14 protein-coding genes are annotated in these 13,271 nt (G+C 59.4%); 10 read left to right on the forward strand and 4 right to left on the reverse strand.

Translation table 11 applies throughout. From position 1 onward, the window contains the following. The first annotated feature begins 211 nt into the window (after window positions 1–211). From FHT71_RS21135 to thrS, 4 genes are all read left to right on the forward strand, one after another. On the forward strand, window positions 212–658 hold the full coding sequence (locus tag FHT71_RS21135; RefSeq protein ID WP_007793804.1) for an iron-sulfur cluster assembly scaffold protein: 447 nt from the start codon (window positions 212–214) through the stop codon (window positions 656–658). A 12-nt stretch (window positions 659–670) separates the two neighbouring features. Next, window positions 671–1,075 (forward strand): membrane protein insertion efficiency factor YidD, encoded by a 405-nt coding sequence (yidD, locus tag FHT71_RS21140; RefSeq protein ID WP_183721768.1) that lies wholly within the window; start codon window positions 671–673, stop codon window positions 1,073–1,075. A 130-nt stretch (window positions 1,076–1,205) separates the two neighbouring features. Beyond that, window positions 1,206–1,730: a DUF1697 domain-containing protein gene (locus FHT71_RS21145; protein WP_007793799.1), complete on the forward strand. Its 525-nt coding sequence runs from the start codon at window positions 1,206–1,208 to the stop codon at window positions 1,728–1,730. A 122-nt stretch (window positions 1,731–1,852) separates the two neighbouring features. Next, complete coding sequence (gene thrS / locus FHT71_RS21150) at window positions 1,853–3,838, forward strand: threonine--tRNA ligase (protein WP_132591166.1); 1,986 nt, start codon at window positions 1,853–1,855, stop codon at window positions 3,836–3,838. Between the two features lie 86 nt (window positions 3,839–3,924). Here the strand turns inward: thrS and FHT71_RS21155 are convergent, their stop codons facing one another. Further along, window positions 3,925–5,022: a hypothetical protein gene (locus FHT71_RS21155; protein WP_183721770.1), complete on the reverse strand. Its 1,098-nt coding sequence runs from the start codon at window positions 5,020–5,022 to the stop codon at window positions 3,925–3,927. 113 nt (window positions 5,023–5,135) lie between these two features. Between FHT71_RS21155 and FHT71_RS21160 the strand changes: the two genes are divergently transcribed. From FHT71_RS21160 to FHT71_RS21170, 3 genes are all read left to right on the forward strand, one after another. Further along, entirely contained in the window at window positions 5,136–5,720 is a 585-nt protein-coding gene (locus FHT71_RS21160; protein WP_132591162.1) for a nitroreductase, read from the forward strand. Continuing rightward, window positions 5,720–6,322: a flavin reductase family protein gene (locus FHT71_RS21165; protein ID WP_007793787.1), complete on the forward strand. Its 603-nt coding sequence runs from the start codon at window positions 5,720–5,722 to the stop codon at window positions 6,320–6,322. Before FHT71_RS21160 ends, FHT71_RS21165 begins: the two co-directional genes overlap by 1 nt. Before the next feature lie 100 nt (window positions 6,323–6,422). Then, complete coding sequence (locus tag FHT71_RS21170) at window positions 6,423–7,559, forward strand: DUF2336 domain-containing protein (protein ID WP_183721787.1); 1,137 nt, start codon at window positions 6,423–6,425, stop codon at window positions 7,557–7,559. On the opposite strand, the gene FHT71_RS21175 is transcribed toward FHT71_RS21170, so the two are convergent. Further along, on the reverse strand, window positions 7,556–7,966 hold the full coding sequence (locus FHT71_RS21175; RefSeq protein WP_183721789.1) for a hypothetical protein: 411 nt from the start codon (window positions 7,964–7,966) through the stop codon (window positions 7,556–7,558). The genes FHT71_RS21170 and FHT71_RS21175 overlap by 4 nt on opposite strands. A gap of 119 nt (window positions 7,967–8,085) precedes the next feature. Here FHT71_RS21175 and FHT71_RS21180 point away from each other — a divergent pair, with 119 nt between their 5' ends. After that, window positions 8,086–8,544, forward strand: a complete 459-nt coding sequence (locus FHT71_RS21180) for a GNAT family N-acetyltransferase (protein WP_132591156.1) — start codon at window positions 8,086–8,088, stop codon at window positions 8,542–8,544. Here FHT71_RS21180 and FHT71_RS21185 read toward each other — a convergent pair whose 3' ends face one another. Next, entirely contained in the window at window positions 8,545–9,702 is a 1,158-nt protein-coding gene (locus FHT71_RS21185; protein WP_244423761.1) for an AI-2E family transporter, read from the reverse strand. Window positions 9,703–9,927: 225 nt separating this feature from the next. Between FHT71_RS21185 and FHT71_RS21190 the strand changes: the two genes are divergently transcribed. Together FHT71_RS21190 and FHT71_RS21195 are read left to right on the forward strand one after the other, a co-directional pair. Then, a complete protein-coding gene (locus FHT71_RS21190) occupies window positions 9,928–10,545 on the forward strand; it encodes a GntR family transcriptional regulator (protein WP_132591154.1) in 618 nt (205 codons plus the stop codon). Window positions 10,546–10,548: 3 nt separating this feature from the next. Then, window positions 10,549–11,004 carry an OsmC family protein gene (locus FHT71_RS21195; protein ID WP_132591152.1) on the forward strand — a complete coding sequence of 152 codons (456 nt, stop codon included), beginning with the start codon at window positions 10,549–10,551 and terminating at the stop codon, window positions 11,002–11,004. Window positions 11,005–11,009: 5 nt separating this feature from the next. Here FHT71_RS21195 and parE read toward each other — a convergent pair whose 3' ends face one another. Then, complete coding sequence (gene parE / locus FHT71_RS21200) at window positions 11,010–13,082, reverse strand: DNA topoisomerase IV subunit B (RefSeq protein WP_132591150.1); 2,073 nt, start codon at window positions 13,080–13,082, stop codon at window positions 11,010–11,012. Window positions 13,083–13,271: the final 189 nt, after the last annotated feature.

Consider the following 13,271-nt stretch of genomic DNA (forward strand, 5'->3'; position numbering starts at 1 on the left):
GGGCTTTCAGGGCTTGAATTGCTGCCCGTCCGGCACGGTTTCCCAATCAAACTTAGCCGAGGCCATTGCATTTTTCTGGCCTTCGAACGACATACATATAGGAAAACGGCATCCTTATGTAAGTCTCCCGGCACGACACGCTGTGTTTTTCTTTTGTGCTACAATGAGTTTTGAGGCGCCGATCCGCATGAATTCTGGAGCGGAATCCACGATGGACGATATCTACAACAGCAAGATCCTCGAATTTGCGGGCAACATTCCACTGATCGGCAGCCTGCCGGACGCGGACGCCAGCGCCCAGGCGCATTCCAAGCTTTGCGGCTCCAAGGTCAAAATCTGGCTGAAAATGGACGGCGGCACCGTGACCGGATTTGCGCATGACGTCAAAGCTTGCGCGCTTGGACAAGCATCCTCTTCGATCATGGCGCGCCATGTAATCGGCGCCAATGCGAGTGAGCTACGCAAGGCGCGAGAGGATATGCTGGCGATGTTGAAGGCGGACGGGGAGGGGCCGGAAGGCCGTTTCGAAGACATGCGCTATCTCCGCCCCGTCAAGGACTACAAAGCGCGACATGCCTCCACAATGTTGACCTTCGATGCCGTTGTTGACGCAATTGGCCAGATCGAGGCCAAGCGCGCCGAAACGGTCGAGGCCTGAGCGGCATAGCCGATGTGCGAATTCTGTTCGATCAATCGCGATGACGACGAAGACGAGGGTGGCGCCGCTGCGCCCCGTAGACCCGCACGCTCCTACTCCCGCAATTACTCCGGCCCGTTCCGCAAGACACCGGGGAGGTTGCTCGGGATCGGCTTTATTCGCGCCTATCAGCTGACGCTCTCTGGTTTCATCGGGAATTCATGCCGCCACATTCCGACTTGCTCTGAGTACGGTTATGAGGCAGTTGCGCGCCACGGGTTGTGGAGCGGTGGATGGATGACACTGTTTCGCGTCGCGCGTTGTGGACCCGGAGGCACCAGCGGACTCGACCCGGTTCCCGAGAAGCTCGGCGAGCGCTTACACTGGTGGACACCGTGGCGCTACCTCGCGTTGGGGCGCAAGGCAGCAGAGAGATGACGCAGGGCGCATTTCGGGTATTTTCGCGGTCGTCACGATGTCGCCGATGCCTTCCACAAGCGCATCGATGCGGCCTCAAGCATAACCTTGACGATCTTCCCAAGGGCGGCGACACGGAGTTCTAGAAAGCATGATCTACGTTGCGCTGCTGCATAGTATCGTGCTTGCGCCCGGTCGCCGCGTGGTGATGTCCGACCTTCGCGACATGGCCAAAAATATCGGTTACCGAGATCCGAGGACGCTGGTTTCGACCGGCAATATCGTGTTCGAGGCGGACGCCTTGCCACTGGCGGGTATTGAGGCAAGGCTGGAAGCCGCGTTCAAAGCGAGGTTCGGCAAGCCCGTCGATATTATCGTGCGCGAAAGTACCGACTGGTTGAAACTTGCAAAGTCCAATCCATTTCTGGACGGCGAGGGCAGCCAGGTGATCGTCCGTGTGATGCGCAAACCGCTCGACCCCGCCACCATCGAGGCGCTTCGCCCTTATGCCGATCCGAAGCAGCGTCTGGCGCTCACCGGCGGTGATCTCTGGATCGATTTTGCCGGAAAGCCAAGCGAATGGAAGCTGCTTTCGGCACTGACGACCAAGCGCATGGGCGTCGGCACGCTGCGAAACTGGAACACGGTTCGCGGCCTTGCGGAAATGATCGGCTGAACCGGCTTCTTCTTTACTCAATCGGCAAATCTCGGTATCAGGCGGCGGCGCATTCGTGCGGACGAAGCGCTTCATTGCAACCACCCGCATTCGTTGGCGGGACTGGACAAGGAGAATTCTAGATGTCCCAATCCGTTTCCCTGACATTTCCCGATGGTTCCGTGCGTAGCTACGATGCTGGCGCAACCGGTAAGGATGTCGCAGAATCCATTTCCAAGTCACTTGCCAAGAAGGCAGTCGCGATTGCGATCGACGGCCAGGTCCGCGACCTTTCCGATCCGGTGACGGCAGGCGCGATTGAAATTATTACCCGCACCGATGGTCGCGCGCTGGAGCTGATCCGGCATGACGCAGCCCACGTGATGGCGGAAGCTGTGCAGGAGCTCTGGCCCGGCACGCAGGTAACGATCGGCCCGGTCATCGAGAACGGTTTCTACTACGACTTTGCCAAGAACGAGCCCTTCACACCGGACGATCTGCCAAAGATCGAAAAGAAGATGAAGGAGATCATCGCTCGCAACGCGCCGTTCACGAAAGAAGTCTGGTCGCGCGAGAAGGCCAAGGACGTTTTCGCCGCCAAGGGTGAAAGCTACAAGGTCGAGCTCGTCGATGCGATTCCCCAAGGCCAGGATCTGAAGATCTACTATCAGGGCGACTGGTTCGACCTGTGCCGCGGGCCGCATATGGCGTCTACCGGCCAGATCGGCACGGCGTTCAAGCTGATGAAAGTGGCCGGCGCCTACTGGCGCGGTGACAGCAACAATCCGATGCTGACCCGCATCTACGGCACGGCTTTCGCCGAGCAGGCAGATCTCGACAATTACCTGCACGTGCTTGCCGAAGCCGAGAAGCGCGATCATCGCCGCCTCGGCCGCGAAATGGACCTTTTCCACTTCCAGGAAGAAGGTCCGGGCGTCGTTTTCTGGCACGGCAAGGGATGGCGCATGTTCCAGACGCTTGTCGCCTATATGCGCCGCCGCCTCGCTGAAGACTACCAGGAGGTCAACGCGCCGCAGGTGCTCGACAAGTCACTCTGGGAAACTTCCGGCCACTGGGGCTGGTACCGCGACAACATGTTCAAGGTCACGGTTGCCGGCGACGATACGGATGACGACCGTGTCTTCGCGCTGAAGCCGATGAACTGCCCCGGTCACGTGCAGATCTTCAAGCACGGCCTGAAGTCTTACCGCGAACTGCCAATCCGTCTTGCGGAATTCGGTACCGTTCACCGCTACGAGCCGTCAGGCGCTCTGCATGGGTTGATGCGCGTGCGTGGCTTTACGCAGGATGACGCGCACATCTTCTGCACCGACGAGCAGATGGCAGCCGAGTGCCTGAAGATCAACGATCTGATCCTGTCCGTCTACAAGGACTTCGGCTTCGACGAGATCACCATCAAGCTTTCGACGCGCCCCGAAAAGCGTGTTGGTTCGGACGACCTTTGGGATCGCGCCGAAAGCGTCATGACTGATGTGCTGGAGACGATCCAGCAGCAGTCGAACAACATCAAGACCGGCATCCTGCCGGGCGAGGGCGCGTTCTACGGTCCGAAGTTCGAATATACGCTGAAGGACGCGATCGGCCGGGAATGGCAGTGCGGCACGACGCAGGTCGACTTCAACTTGCCGGAACGCTTCGGTGCGTTCTACATCGACAGCAACTCCGAAAAGACGCAGCCGGTCATGATCCACCGCGCCATCTGCGGCTCGATGGAGCGCTTCCTCGGCATCCTGATCGAGAACTTCGCGGGACACCTGCCGCTGTGGGTATCGCCACAGCAAGTGGTTGTGGCGACGATCACCTCCGAGGCCGATGGCTATGGCGCCGAAGTTACGGCAGCACTTCGCGACGCCGGCCTGACGGTCGAGACTGACTTCCGTAACGAGAAGATCAATTACAAGATCCGCGAACATTCCGTCACGAAAGTTCCGGTCATCATCGTCTGCGGCAAGAAGGAAGCGGAAGAGCGCACCGTCAATATCCGCCGTCTCGGCAGCCAGGAGCAAACTTCGATGTCGCTTGATGAGGCGATTGCAAGCCTCGGGCTCGAAGCCACGCCACCAGACATCCGCCGGAAGGCGGAAGCCAGGAAGGCCAAGGCAGCCTGACCTGCCTCCAGCCCTAAAATACGAAACCGCCCGGTCTTTAACAGGACCGGGCGGTTTTTCTTTGTCTGCGATACTCTGAAAGCCGATTACTCCACGTCGTCGCCGGTGCCAGCGCCGCTCTGCAATTGGTCGTAGGAGGGCAGCGGTGCTTGCGTCCTCGGCGAGGCGTCACCCGTTGGCGGCTGTTGATCTGGCTGAACCTGCACCGTTTTAGCGGCTTCCGTCGGCTCTTCGGGTTGTACGTCCTTCATCAGCACTTCGACGTCGGTGTTCTTGCCAGCCTCAACCTTGAAATCGCGCTGGTAGATCTTGTCCTTGTTTCGAGCGACGGCAGAGTATTCGCCTTCGGCAAGGACCATCGTCGGGAAGGCGCTAACGCTCTCGCCGACACTATCACCAGCGGCGGTCAGGATCGACCAGGCTGTATCGGCAATCGCTTCGCCACCGGCTTCGGATACGAGTTTGAAGGTGATCTGCGCGGCTTTGTGCTGGATCGTTGCTTCTGTCAGCTTGCCGGCCTCCACCTGGATGTCAGCACGGATCGATGCGTTGGTGTCGCCGTATTCGGAGACGATGTGGTAGGTCCCGGCATTGAGACGAACCACGGTGTTGGGCGGCACGTCAGCCATGACAAGACCGCGCTCGCCGTCCTCACGCACCTCAGCGGAATAAATCGAGAAACTGAGCTGATCCGGCCGAATGCGGACGTCTGAGCCCGATACGGCGTTTAACAGCAAGCCACCGGCTTCCAGCACCATCGTCTGCTTGTCGACCTGACCGTCTTCGGGAACCGTTAGCTTGCGGGTAACACCGGCGCGGCCGAAGGAAACATTGACGAAATAATCTCCTGGCGCGAGCTGGAAGTCCGCAGAGCCGCCCTGTGAGGATGCGATCAGCGGCAGCTTGCCATCAGAGCCCGTCATGGGGCTAAACACATACCAGGATAGTCCGTCCTGAACCGCATCGCCATTGGCCGTCAGCTTTGCCTCAAGGGCGACCTCTTGCAGCTTCGAACCCTGCGGCGCCGTACCCGGCGCGATGAAGGCATTCAGCTTCGGCATCTTCGCCGTCGTATCCAACTGCTTGAAGGTCTGGAAGGCATCCTGTGCCTGGCTGCTTAAAGGCAGTAGAGCGGTGAAAGCCAAGGCCAGGCTTATGCGTGCATATGGCGAAATGCCAACCATGTGTCGTGCGAACCAATTGACATCTGAAATCACAGAGGCCACTTCAAGACCAACGCGATGGCAAATTCAAGGCCCATCCGAAATGCTGTCATGAAAATGGAAGTCTCTCCCGCATGAAATCCGATATCAAGCTCATCGACTATCTCGGTGTCCGCCGTTCTATTCCCGCGTTTCAGATGTGCGAGCCGGGGCCTGACAAGGCCGAGATCGAAGAGATTTTGCGCCTGGCGTCCCGTGTGCCTGATCACGGCAAGCTCGCGCCTTGGCGCTTTATCGTCTATCGCGGCGAAGAGCGTGCCCGGATCGGCGAAAAGCTTCTGAAGCTTGCACTCGAAGCCAAGCCAGAGCTTTCTGATGAAATGATACAAGTGGAACGTACCCGTTTCACTCGCGCTCCTGTCGTCGTTGCCGTCGTCAGCAAGGCCGGCCCGCACATTAAGATCCCCGAGTGGGAGCAGTTGATGTCTGCCGGCGCAGTCTGCCTCAACATCATCTTTGCCGCCAATGCCCATGGATGGGTTGCCAATTGGCTGACCGAATGGTTCGCCTACGACGAGCGCGCCTATGAGCTCCTCGGCGTCGGGCCGGGCGAGAAGATCGCGGGCTTTATTCACATGGGCTCGACGACGTTTCCTGCCATCGAACGCCCGCGTCCGGAGTTGACCGAGACAGTCACCTGGGTTGGCGGAGAGGACTGATGTTCTATACCACCGATACGAACCGGCATGGTCTGGCGCATGATCCCTTCAAGGCGATTGTCGCGCCGCGGCCAATCGGCTGGATCGGCAGCAAGGGAAGTGACGGCTCGATCAATCTCGCGCCGTACTCTTTCTTCAATGCGATCTCCGACCGCCCGAAACTCGTGATGTTTTCCTCTGCCGGTCTCAAGCACAGCCAAAGGAATGCGATCGAAACCGGCGAGTTCACCTGCAACTTCGTGAGCCGGAACCTGGTGGAGAAGATGAACGTTTCGTCGGCGGCCGTCGACTACGGCGTCGACGAGTTTGCGCTTGCCGGTCTGACGGCAAGGAGGGGCGAGCTTGTCGATGCGCCCTATGTCGCCGAAGCCTTTGCCGTGCTCGAATGCAAGGTAACGGAAACCCTTGTGCCGAAGTCACTCACCGGCGGGGATTCCGAAAACATCATGGTCTTCGGCCAGGTTATCGGCATCCGCATCGATGAAACAATCATTCGCGATGGCCGCCTCGATATGGCGATCGCTAGGCCGATCGCGCGCATGGGTTACATGGACTACAGTGAAGGCTGCGACGTATTCGAAATGTTCCGGCCGCAGCTTTGACGCTTAACGAACATGGTGAACCAATCATAAACTTTTTGCCCGTACCGTAATCTCACTGATTGGAGTGCGAGAGAATCGCATTCGGGCATGGGGCACACGGGTGATCGTAGAAGCATTTCTTCGTTGGGCGGAAACCGCCAAGGCCGGAGACAGGGCCCGTGCGGCCAATGCCCTCGGCAGAGCCTATTTGCAGTCCGAGATGGCTGCAGCAGAACGCGCGGCCGCCGAGATGGCCATGACTTTCCTGCTCGACGACCCGTCCCCCAAGGTCAGGCTGGCTCTTGCTGAGGCGATCTCGTGGTCGCCGGACGCACCGCGCGCCGTTATTCTCTCGCTCGCAGCGGATCAGCCCGAAATTGCATGCCACGCCGTCACATGCTCGCCCTTGCTGTCGGATTCCGATCTGGTGGATTTTGCTGCCGGCGGTAGCGACGTTACGCGAATGCTGATTGCAGCGCGTGGAACGATCTCACGGCCGGTCGCCGCCGCACTTGCTGAAATTGGCGAAGAAGAGACCATCATGTGCCTTCTCGAAAACGAAGGAGCCGCGATCGCACCTTACTCGCTCAAGAGAATCGCCGAGCGTCTCGGCCACCATTGCGAGATCCGCAACCTGCTGCTGGATCGCGGGGATTTGCCTGCGGACGCTCGGCAGTTGTTGACGCAGCATGTCAGCGTCGCCCTCGTCAATTTGCCATTGGCGCAAGCGACGATCGATCCGAGCCGGCGGCATCGGATCAGCCGGGAGGCCAACCAAGCCGCTGTCGTCTCGATTGCAGGCGAGCTTACGCCGCGCGAGATTTCAGACCTTGTCGAACATTTGCGGGTAAGCGGCCAGCTGACGCCGTCCTTTCTGATACATGCCCTCTGCTCCGGCAAGGTGGAGTTCTTCGCGACGGCAATTGTCAACCTTACGGGTTGTGACGAGCGACGCGTTCGCTCCATCCTTGCAACCGGGCGCATGCACGCCGTGCGCGCCCTCTACGAATCGGCCGGCCTTGCCCGCGACATCAGCGTGATTTTCGTCGAGGCAACGCTGCTGTGGCGGGAAGCATCGAAGAATCTTTCCGCCACCATGCTGGGCGACGTCTGCGGCAAGCTGCTCGAGAAGCTCCGTTGGCATGGAACGCACGGTGCTGCCCAAGAACTCCTCGAGATGGTCGAGAGGCTGCACATTGCGGAGCAGCGACAGCATGCGCGCGCGTACGCGCAGGTAGCATCTCTCGCGGCGGCCTAGGGGTGAAGCCGTTTCGCCACCCAGGAATAACTTCCCGAGACAAAATGGACGGGTGAAACCAGCATTGTTTTCATATCGCTGCCGGATGGTAGATGTGCGCGTACCTGGCCTGCCACCCGATCGGCGAAGACCGACAACCGGCCTTGTGTTTCAGCTGGTGCGGGCGGTTTTGGTATGTTTTCTACTACAGCCTTTGGTGTATCCGGCGGCGTAGCGGGCTTCGGCGGCTCGCAAACGGCAATGACTGTCGGGTAGCCGACATTTGTAAACTGCTTCAGCTGCCTTTCCGAGTCGGCGTCGCACATTGTAACTGTCTGCCACTGTTTCTCGACCGTGGCGATGTAGTTGCATTGTGTAACCGAGTCGTTGCACCCCAAGATGGTCATTGCAACCAATACCGCTTGCATAATATGGCCTTATGAATATTGAAACTCTGCCTCTTAGAGACTGTAATTCCAACGGAATGAAGGCGCGCCAGCAATAACTTTTCGTCATGCGGGAGCGCGCGCCAAGACAGGAAAATCCCGTGTCCATCACGATTGCTCTGGAACCACCGCGCCAGGAAGGCGTGCTCCGTCTCCTCGACATGTCCGACACCTATGCGCAGTCGCTGTATCCACCGGAGAGCAACCACCTCGTCGACATCTCGACGTTGGAAAAGCCGACTGTCAGCTTCTTTGTCGCCCGCAACGATAACGCAATCGTCGGCTGCTGCGCGCTGGTCGAGGTTGGCGACGGAACGGCGGAGATCAAACGCATGTTCGTTGACCCGGCCGCGCGTGGCTTGAAGGTGGCAAGCAAGCTGATGAATGTGCTCGAAGCAGCCGCAACTGAAAAGAGGCTTTGGGCCGTTCGGCTCGAAACTGGCATCTACCAGCCGGAGGCAATCGCTCTCTACCGCAAATACGGCTATGTTGACATCGAGCCGTTCGGCAGCTACCTGCCGGACCCACTCAGCCTGTTCATGGAAAAGCGGCTCGCCTGATCATTCAGCCGCGCGAGACGCTGGCGGGGCCTGTTCGTCGATCATGACTTGTGGCCCCGTTTCCGCATCGTGAACCTCGTGCATCCACTCTCGCCAGATCGCGACAATCAGGGCCATCAGAACCGGCCCGATGAAGAGGCCGAGGAAGCCCATGGTCTTCACGCCGCCCACAAGGCCGAAGAACGTGGGCAGGAATGGCAATTTGATCGGGCCGCCGACGAGCTTCGGGCGCAGCGTCTTGTCGACAATGAACAACTCGACCGTTCCCCAAACAAAAAGACCGACGCCGGCAACGTGTGAGCCACTGGCGAGCAGATAGACGGACACCAGCGTAAAGGAGAGCGGCGCACCGCCCGGTATTAATGCCATGATGCCAGTCAGGACGCCGAGCGTGACAGGTGAGGGGACACCGGCGATCCAATAGGCGACGCCAAGCACGATGCCCTCGCCGATAGCGATCAGTGTCATGCCCATGACGGTCGAACTGATTGTTGCCGGCACGACCCGGGAAATCCGCTCCCAGCGGTTGGGGAGAATGCGCTCGCCGAGCATATCGATCTGCTGCGAGAAGGCGGAACCATCGCGGTAGACGAAGAACAGCGCAATCAGCATGAAAAGCAGCGTCAGCAGCAGGTGGAAGGCGCCGCCGCCTGCGGCGAGAATCGCCCGATAGATGTTGCCGATGTTGGCGCCGCTGACAGCCTGGATGACCTCACCCATGGAGCCGGGGCTGCCGATGTATTTGGTCCATAACTCATCGAGATAAGGGCCAGCGAAGGGCAGGGCGATGATCCACTGCGGCGTCGGCGCGCCCGACCTGTTTGCATGCACAGCCCAGGCGACCCATTCCCGCACCTCTCCTGTCGTGTAGGTCACGGCAAAAACGATGGGCAAAACCAGGAACGTGACGATCAGTACAATCGCGATGGTGGCAGCGATTGTTGTGTTTCCGCCGACGCGCTCGAGCAATCGACGGTAAAGCGGCCAGCTCGCAAAACCGATGACTAGCGCCGCAAGCACGGGGACGGCAAAGCCGTAGAAGAAGTAAACGCCAGCCGCGACAACGAGAACCAGCAGCCAGCGCGCTGCAGAGATCGAGGGAATTAACGGCGTGCGGGCAGGGCCCGAAGGGCCGAGCCATCGCGACTCTCGCTGGATATTGTTGTTCGGAAGGCTCACGTCGTTCTTTTCCCCCTATTTTGACTATGGATATGGGCCATGCATCCCTCGGGCGCAAGCACAATGACGGATTTATGCCGTCGACTGGCACCCGAGATCCCCGGCGATCTATACTACGCTCCTTAGCCCCATTCTCCGCAATCAATATGACAGAAATCCCGCAACAGCGTTGCCAAAATTCATTTCAGCAGATAGTTTGGATCCATGGATACAACCACGATCGCAACGGCGCTGCGGCGCGAAATAGAAGCCGGGCGTCTGCTGCCAGGAACAGTCCTGAAGCAAGAGCTCTTGGCGAAGCGATTTGGTGTCAGCCGGCAGCCGGTGCGTCAGGCGCTTGATCGACTGCTGGCGTCGGGCCTGCTCGACCGGCGGCCGGATCGAAGCTTAGCTGTCGTCGGTTTGACGGAAGAGCAGGCGCGCGAGCTCGCCGATATCCGCGCGGCGTTGGAGAGTATGGCACTGCGTGGAGCACTGCCGACCCTCGGTGGTAGCGACTTACGTAAGGCGCAGCGTCTCAATGAAGATCTGGTTGAAGAGGAGGACCCTGCTACCCTGGAAGAGCTGGATGTCGCTTTTCATCGAACGCTCTATGGGCGATGCGGCAATGCCCGCCTTCTTTCTATGATCGACGAACTGCGACGTGAATCGCGTCGCGCCTACTCGAGGCAGCCGAAGGGCTCCGATGAGCGCATTATCCTCCATGCCGAGCATCGCGCCATCATCGATGCCTGCGCACGTCGCGACGAAGCCGCAGCGCTGCAAGCATTGTCGGACCATTTGCAAATGACAACAGCGCGCCTGACACGCGAAGGAGAATGACAGATGACGACGTTTTCGGCAGAGGTTGCGTGGGAGCGGGGCGCGGCAAGTTTTATCGACGGACGATACAGCCGCGGACACACATGGAGCTTCGACGGCGGCGCCACCGTCGCCGCCTCCGCTTCGCCACACAATGTGCCGCTGCCCTATGCCGTGGCTGAGAATGTGGATCCGGAAGAGGCGTACGTTGCGTCGTTGTCAAGCTGCCACATGCTGTTCTACCTCTGGCTTGCTTCAAAGAAGCGCATCATGGTCGACAGCTATGTCGATGCAGCAACCGGCCTCATGGAAACCGTGCAGGGCAGAACGATGGTGAGCCGTGTCGAGCTTCGGCCGCGCGTCACTTACTCAAGCGACAATCCCAGCCGTAAACTCGAAGAAAAACTGCATCACGAGGCGCACGAATTGTGCTTCCTCGCCAACTCCGTGAAGACGGAGATTACCGTACGCCTCGACTAGACGTTCTAGATATCTAGGTTTTCCGCAAAGGCAGCACGATCCTGAATGAACCGGAATCGAGCTTCGGGCTTCGTTCCCATCAGATCGTCGACCGCCGTGCGTGTGCCCTCGAAATCCACCTCGTCAATCATCACGCGCAACAGCGTGCGCTTGCTTGGGTCCATGGTGGTTTCCTTGAGCTGCGCCGGCAGCATTTCGCCGAGACCTTTGAAGCGGCTGATTTCGACTTTGGCCTTGCCCTTGAACTCGGTCTCCATCAACTCGGACCGGTGCGCGTCGTCGCGGGCATAAGCCGACTTCGCGCCCTGGGTGATCTTGTAAAGCGGCGGCACGGCAAGAAAGAGGTGACCGCCACGGACCAGCTCGGGCATCTCCTGATAGAAGAACGTGATGAGCAACGATGCAATGTGAGCGCCGTCCACATCGGCGTCGGTCATCACGATGATGCGTTCGTAGCGAAGGTCTTCTTCGCGATACTTCGAGCGTGTGCCGCAGCCGAGCGCCTGCACGAGATCAGCCAGCTGCTGGTTGGCGCCAAGCTTTTCGCGGCCGGCACTGGCGACATTGAGGATCTTGCCGCGTAGCGGGAGGATCGCCTGGTTGGCACGGTTACGCGCCTGCTTGGCCGAGCCGCCTGCCGAGTCGCCTTCGACGATGAAGAGTTCGGCACCCTGGGCGGTGTTCTGTGCGCAATCAGCGAGCTTGCCGGGAAGACGCAGCTTGCGCACGGCCGTCTTGCGGTTGACTTCCTTTTCCTTGCGACGGCGCAGGCGTTCCTCCGCGCGCTCGATGACCCAATCGAGCAGCTTGGCTGCTTCGTTCGGATTATCGGCGAGGTAGTGGTCAAACGGATCGCGAAGTGCGTTTTCGACGATGCGCTGAGCTTCAACGGTCGCAAGCTTGTCCTTCGTCTGGCCGACGAATTCAGGTTCGCGAATGAAGACCGACAGCATGCCGACGGCTGAAATCATCACGTCATCGGTGGTGATCTGGGCGGCGCGCTTGTTCTGGGTCAGATCGGCATAGTTCTTCAGGCCCTTGGTCAGCGCGATACGAAGGCCTGCCTCGTGCGTGCCACCTTCGGGTGTCGGGATGGTATTGCAGTACGAATGGACCTGAGGATCGCCGCCGTACCAGGTGATCGCCCACTCCAGCGAGCCGTGACCGCTGGTTTTCTCCGTCTTGCCTGCGAATATCTCGCGAGTGACAGTGAATTCCTTGCCCATCGTCGCCTGCAGGTAATCCTTCAGGCCGCCGGGGAAGTGGAAGACCGCCTTGTCAGGTATCTCTGAGCCTTGCGGAAGCACACCTTCTTCGCAGCTCCAGCGGATTTCCACGCCGCCAAAGAGGTAAGCCTTGGAGCGTGCCATACGAAACACGCGCCCCGCGTCGAACTTCGCGTGCTCGCCAAAAATCTGCGGATCGGGGTGAAAGCGAACACGCGTGCCACGACGATTATGGACGTCGCCGAGTTCCTCCAGCTCGCCCTGCGGCAAACCGCGGGAGAAGCGCTGGCGGTATAGCTTCCGGTTACGCGCAACCTCGACTTCCAACACGTCGGAAAGCGCATTGACGACAGAAACGCCAACGCCGTGGAGGCCGCCGGATGTCTCGTATGCCTTGCCGTCGAACTTGCCGCCAGCGTGCAGCTTGGTCATGATGACTTCGAGCGTCGACTTGCCCGGAACCTGCGGATGGTTTTCGACGGGTATCCCGCGTCCGTTGTCGCTGACTGTCAGATAGCCTTCGCGGTCGAGATACACCTCGATAAAGTTGGCGTGGCCGGCGACCGCTTCGTCCATCGAGTTGTCGATCACCTCAGCGAACAGATGGTGCAGGGCCTTTTCGTCGGTGCCGCCGATATACATGCCCGGACGCATGCGAACGGGCTCGAGTCCCTCTAGAACGCGGATCGAGGACGCACCGTAGTCGTCGGATGTCGAGCTCACGGGCGCTGGACGCGAGACCGCAGCAGCGGCCTCGGCGGGCGCTGCCTTTGGCGGCGCGGCAGGCTTTGGAGCCTCCTCCTGCTTCGGTGTCAGGGGCAGTCCGGAAAAGAGGTCGTTGCTATCGTCCATGGGGTCGTTCAGATCTTCATCCTGTTCAGGGCAGGCGGCTTATGCCATGCCTGACCCAAAATCACCGCATTTGATGTCACGTTTGCGAATCAGGCAGATTCTGCCAGAAAGCGCCTTGTTACGCGACGCCGCCCATCCGGCGGACTTTCTCAGGAATTGGTTTGCGTTGATGGACGTGGAATGGCAAGC

The organism is Rhizobium sp. BK060, assembly GCF_014193145.1.
Lineage (GTDB): Bacteria > Pseudomonadota > Alphaproteobacteria > Rhizobiales > Rhizobiaceae > Rhizobium.

What these genes read in the sequence shown, in the direction of transcription:
- FHT71_RS21135 (WP_007793804.1), top strand. Translation starts at nt 212, where the DNA reads ATGGACGATATCTACAACAGCAAGATCCTCGAATTTGCGGGCAACATT.
- yidD (WP_183721768.1), top strand. Translation starts at nt 671, where the DNA reads ATGTGCGAATTCTGTTCGATCAATCGCGATGACGACGAAGACGAGGGT.
- FHT71_RS21145 (WP_007793799.1), top strand. Translation starts at nt 1,206, where the DNA reads ATGATCTACGTTGCGCTGCTGCATAGTATCGTGCTTGCGCCCGGTCGC.
- thrS (WP_132591166.1), top strand. Translation starts at nt 1,853, where the DNA reads ATGTCCCAATCCGTTTCCCTGACATTTCCCGATGGTTCCGTGCGTAGC.
- FHT71_RS21155 (WP_183721770.1), bottom strand. Translation starts at nt 5,022, where the DNA reads ATGGTTGGCATTTCGCCATATGCACGCATAAGCCTGGCCTTGGCTTTC.
- FHT71_RS21160 (WP_132591162.1), top strand. Translation starts at nt 5,136, where the DNA reads ATGAAATCCGATATCAAGCTCATCGACTATCTCGGTGTCCGCCGTTCT.
- FHT71_RS21165 (WP_007793787.1), top strand. Translation starts at nt 5,720, where the DNA reads ATGTTCTATACCACCGATACGAACCGGCATGGTCTGGCGCATGATCCC.
- FHT71_RS21175 (WP_183721789.1), bottom strand. Translation starts at nt 7,966, where the DNA reads ATGCAAGCGGTATTGGTTGCAATGACCATCTTGGGGTGCAACGACTCG.
- FHT71_RS21190 (WP_132591154.1), top strand. Translation starts at nt 9,928, where the DNA reads ATGGATACAACCACGATCGCAACGGCGCTGCGGCGCGAAATAGAAGCC.
- FHT71_RS21195 (WP_132591152.1), top strand. Translation starts at nt 10,549, where the DNA reads ATGACGACGTTTTCGGCAGAGGTTGCGTGGGAGCGGGGCGCGGCAAGT.
- parE (WP_132591150.1), bottom strand. Translation starts at nt 13,082, where the DNA reads ATGGACGATAGCAACGACCTCTTTTCCGGACTGCCCCTGACACCGAAG.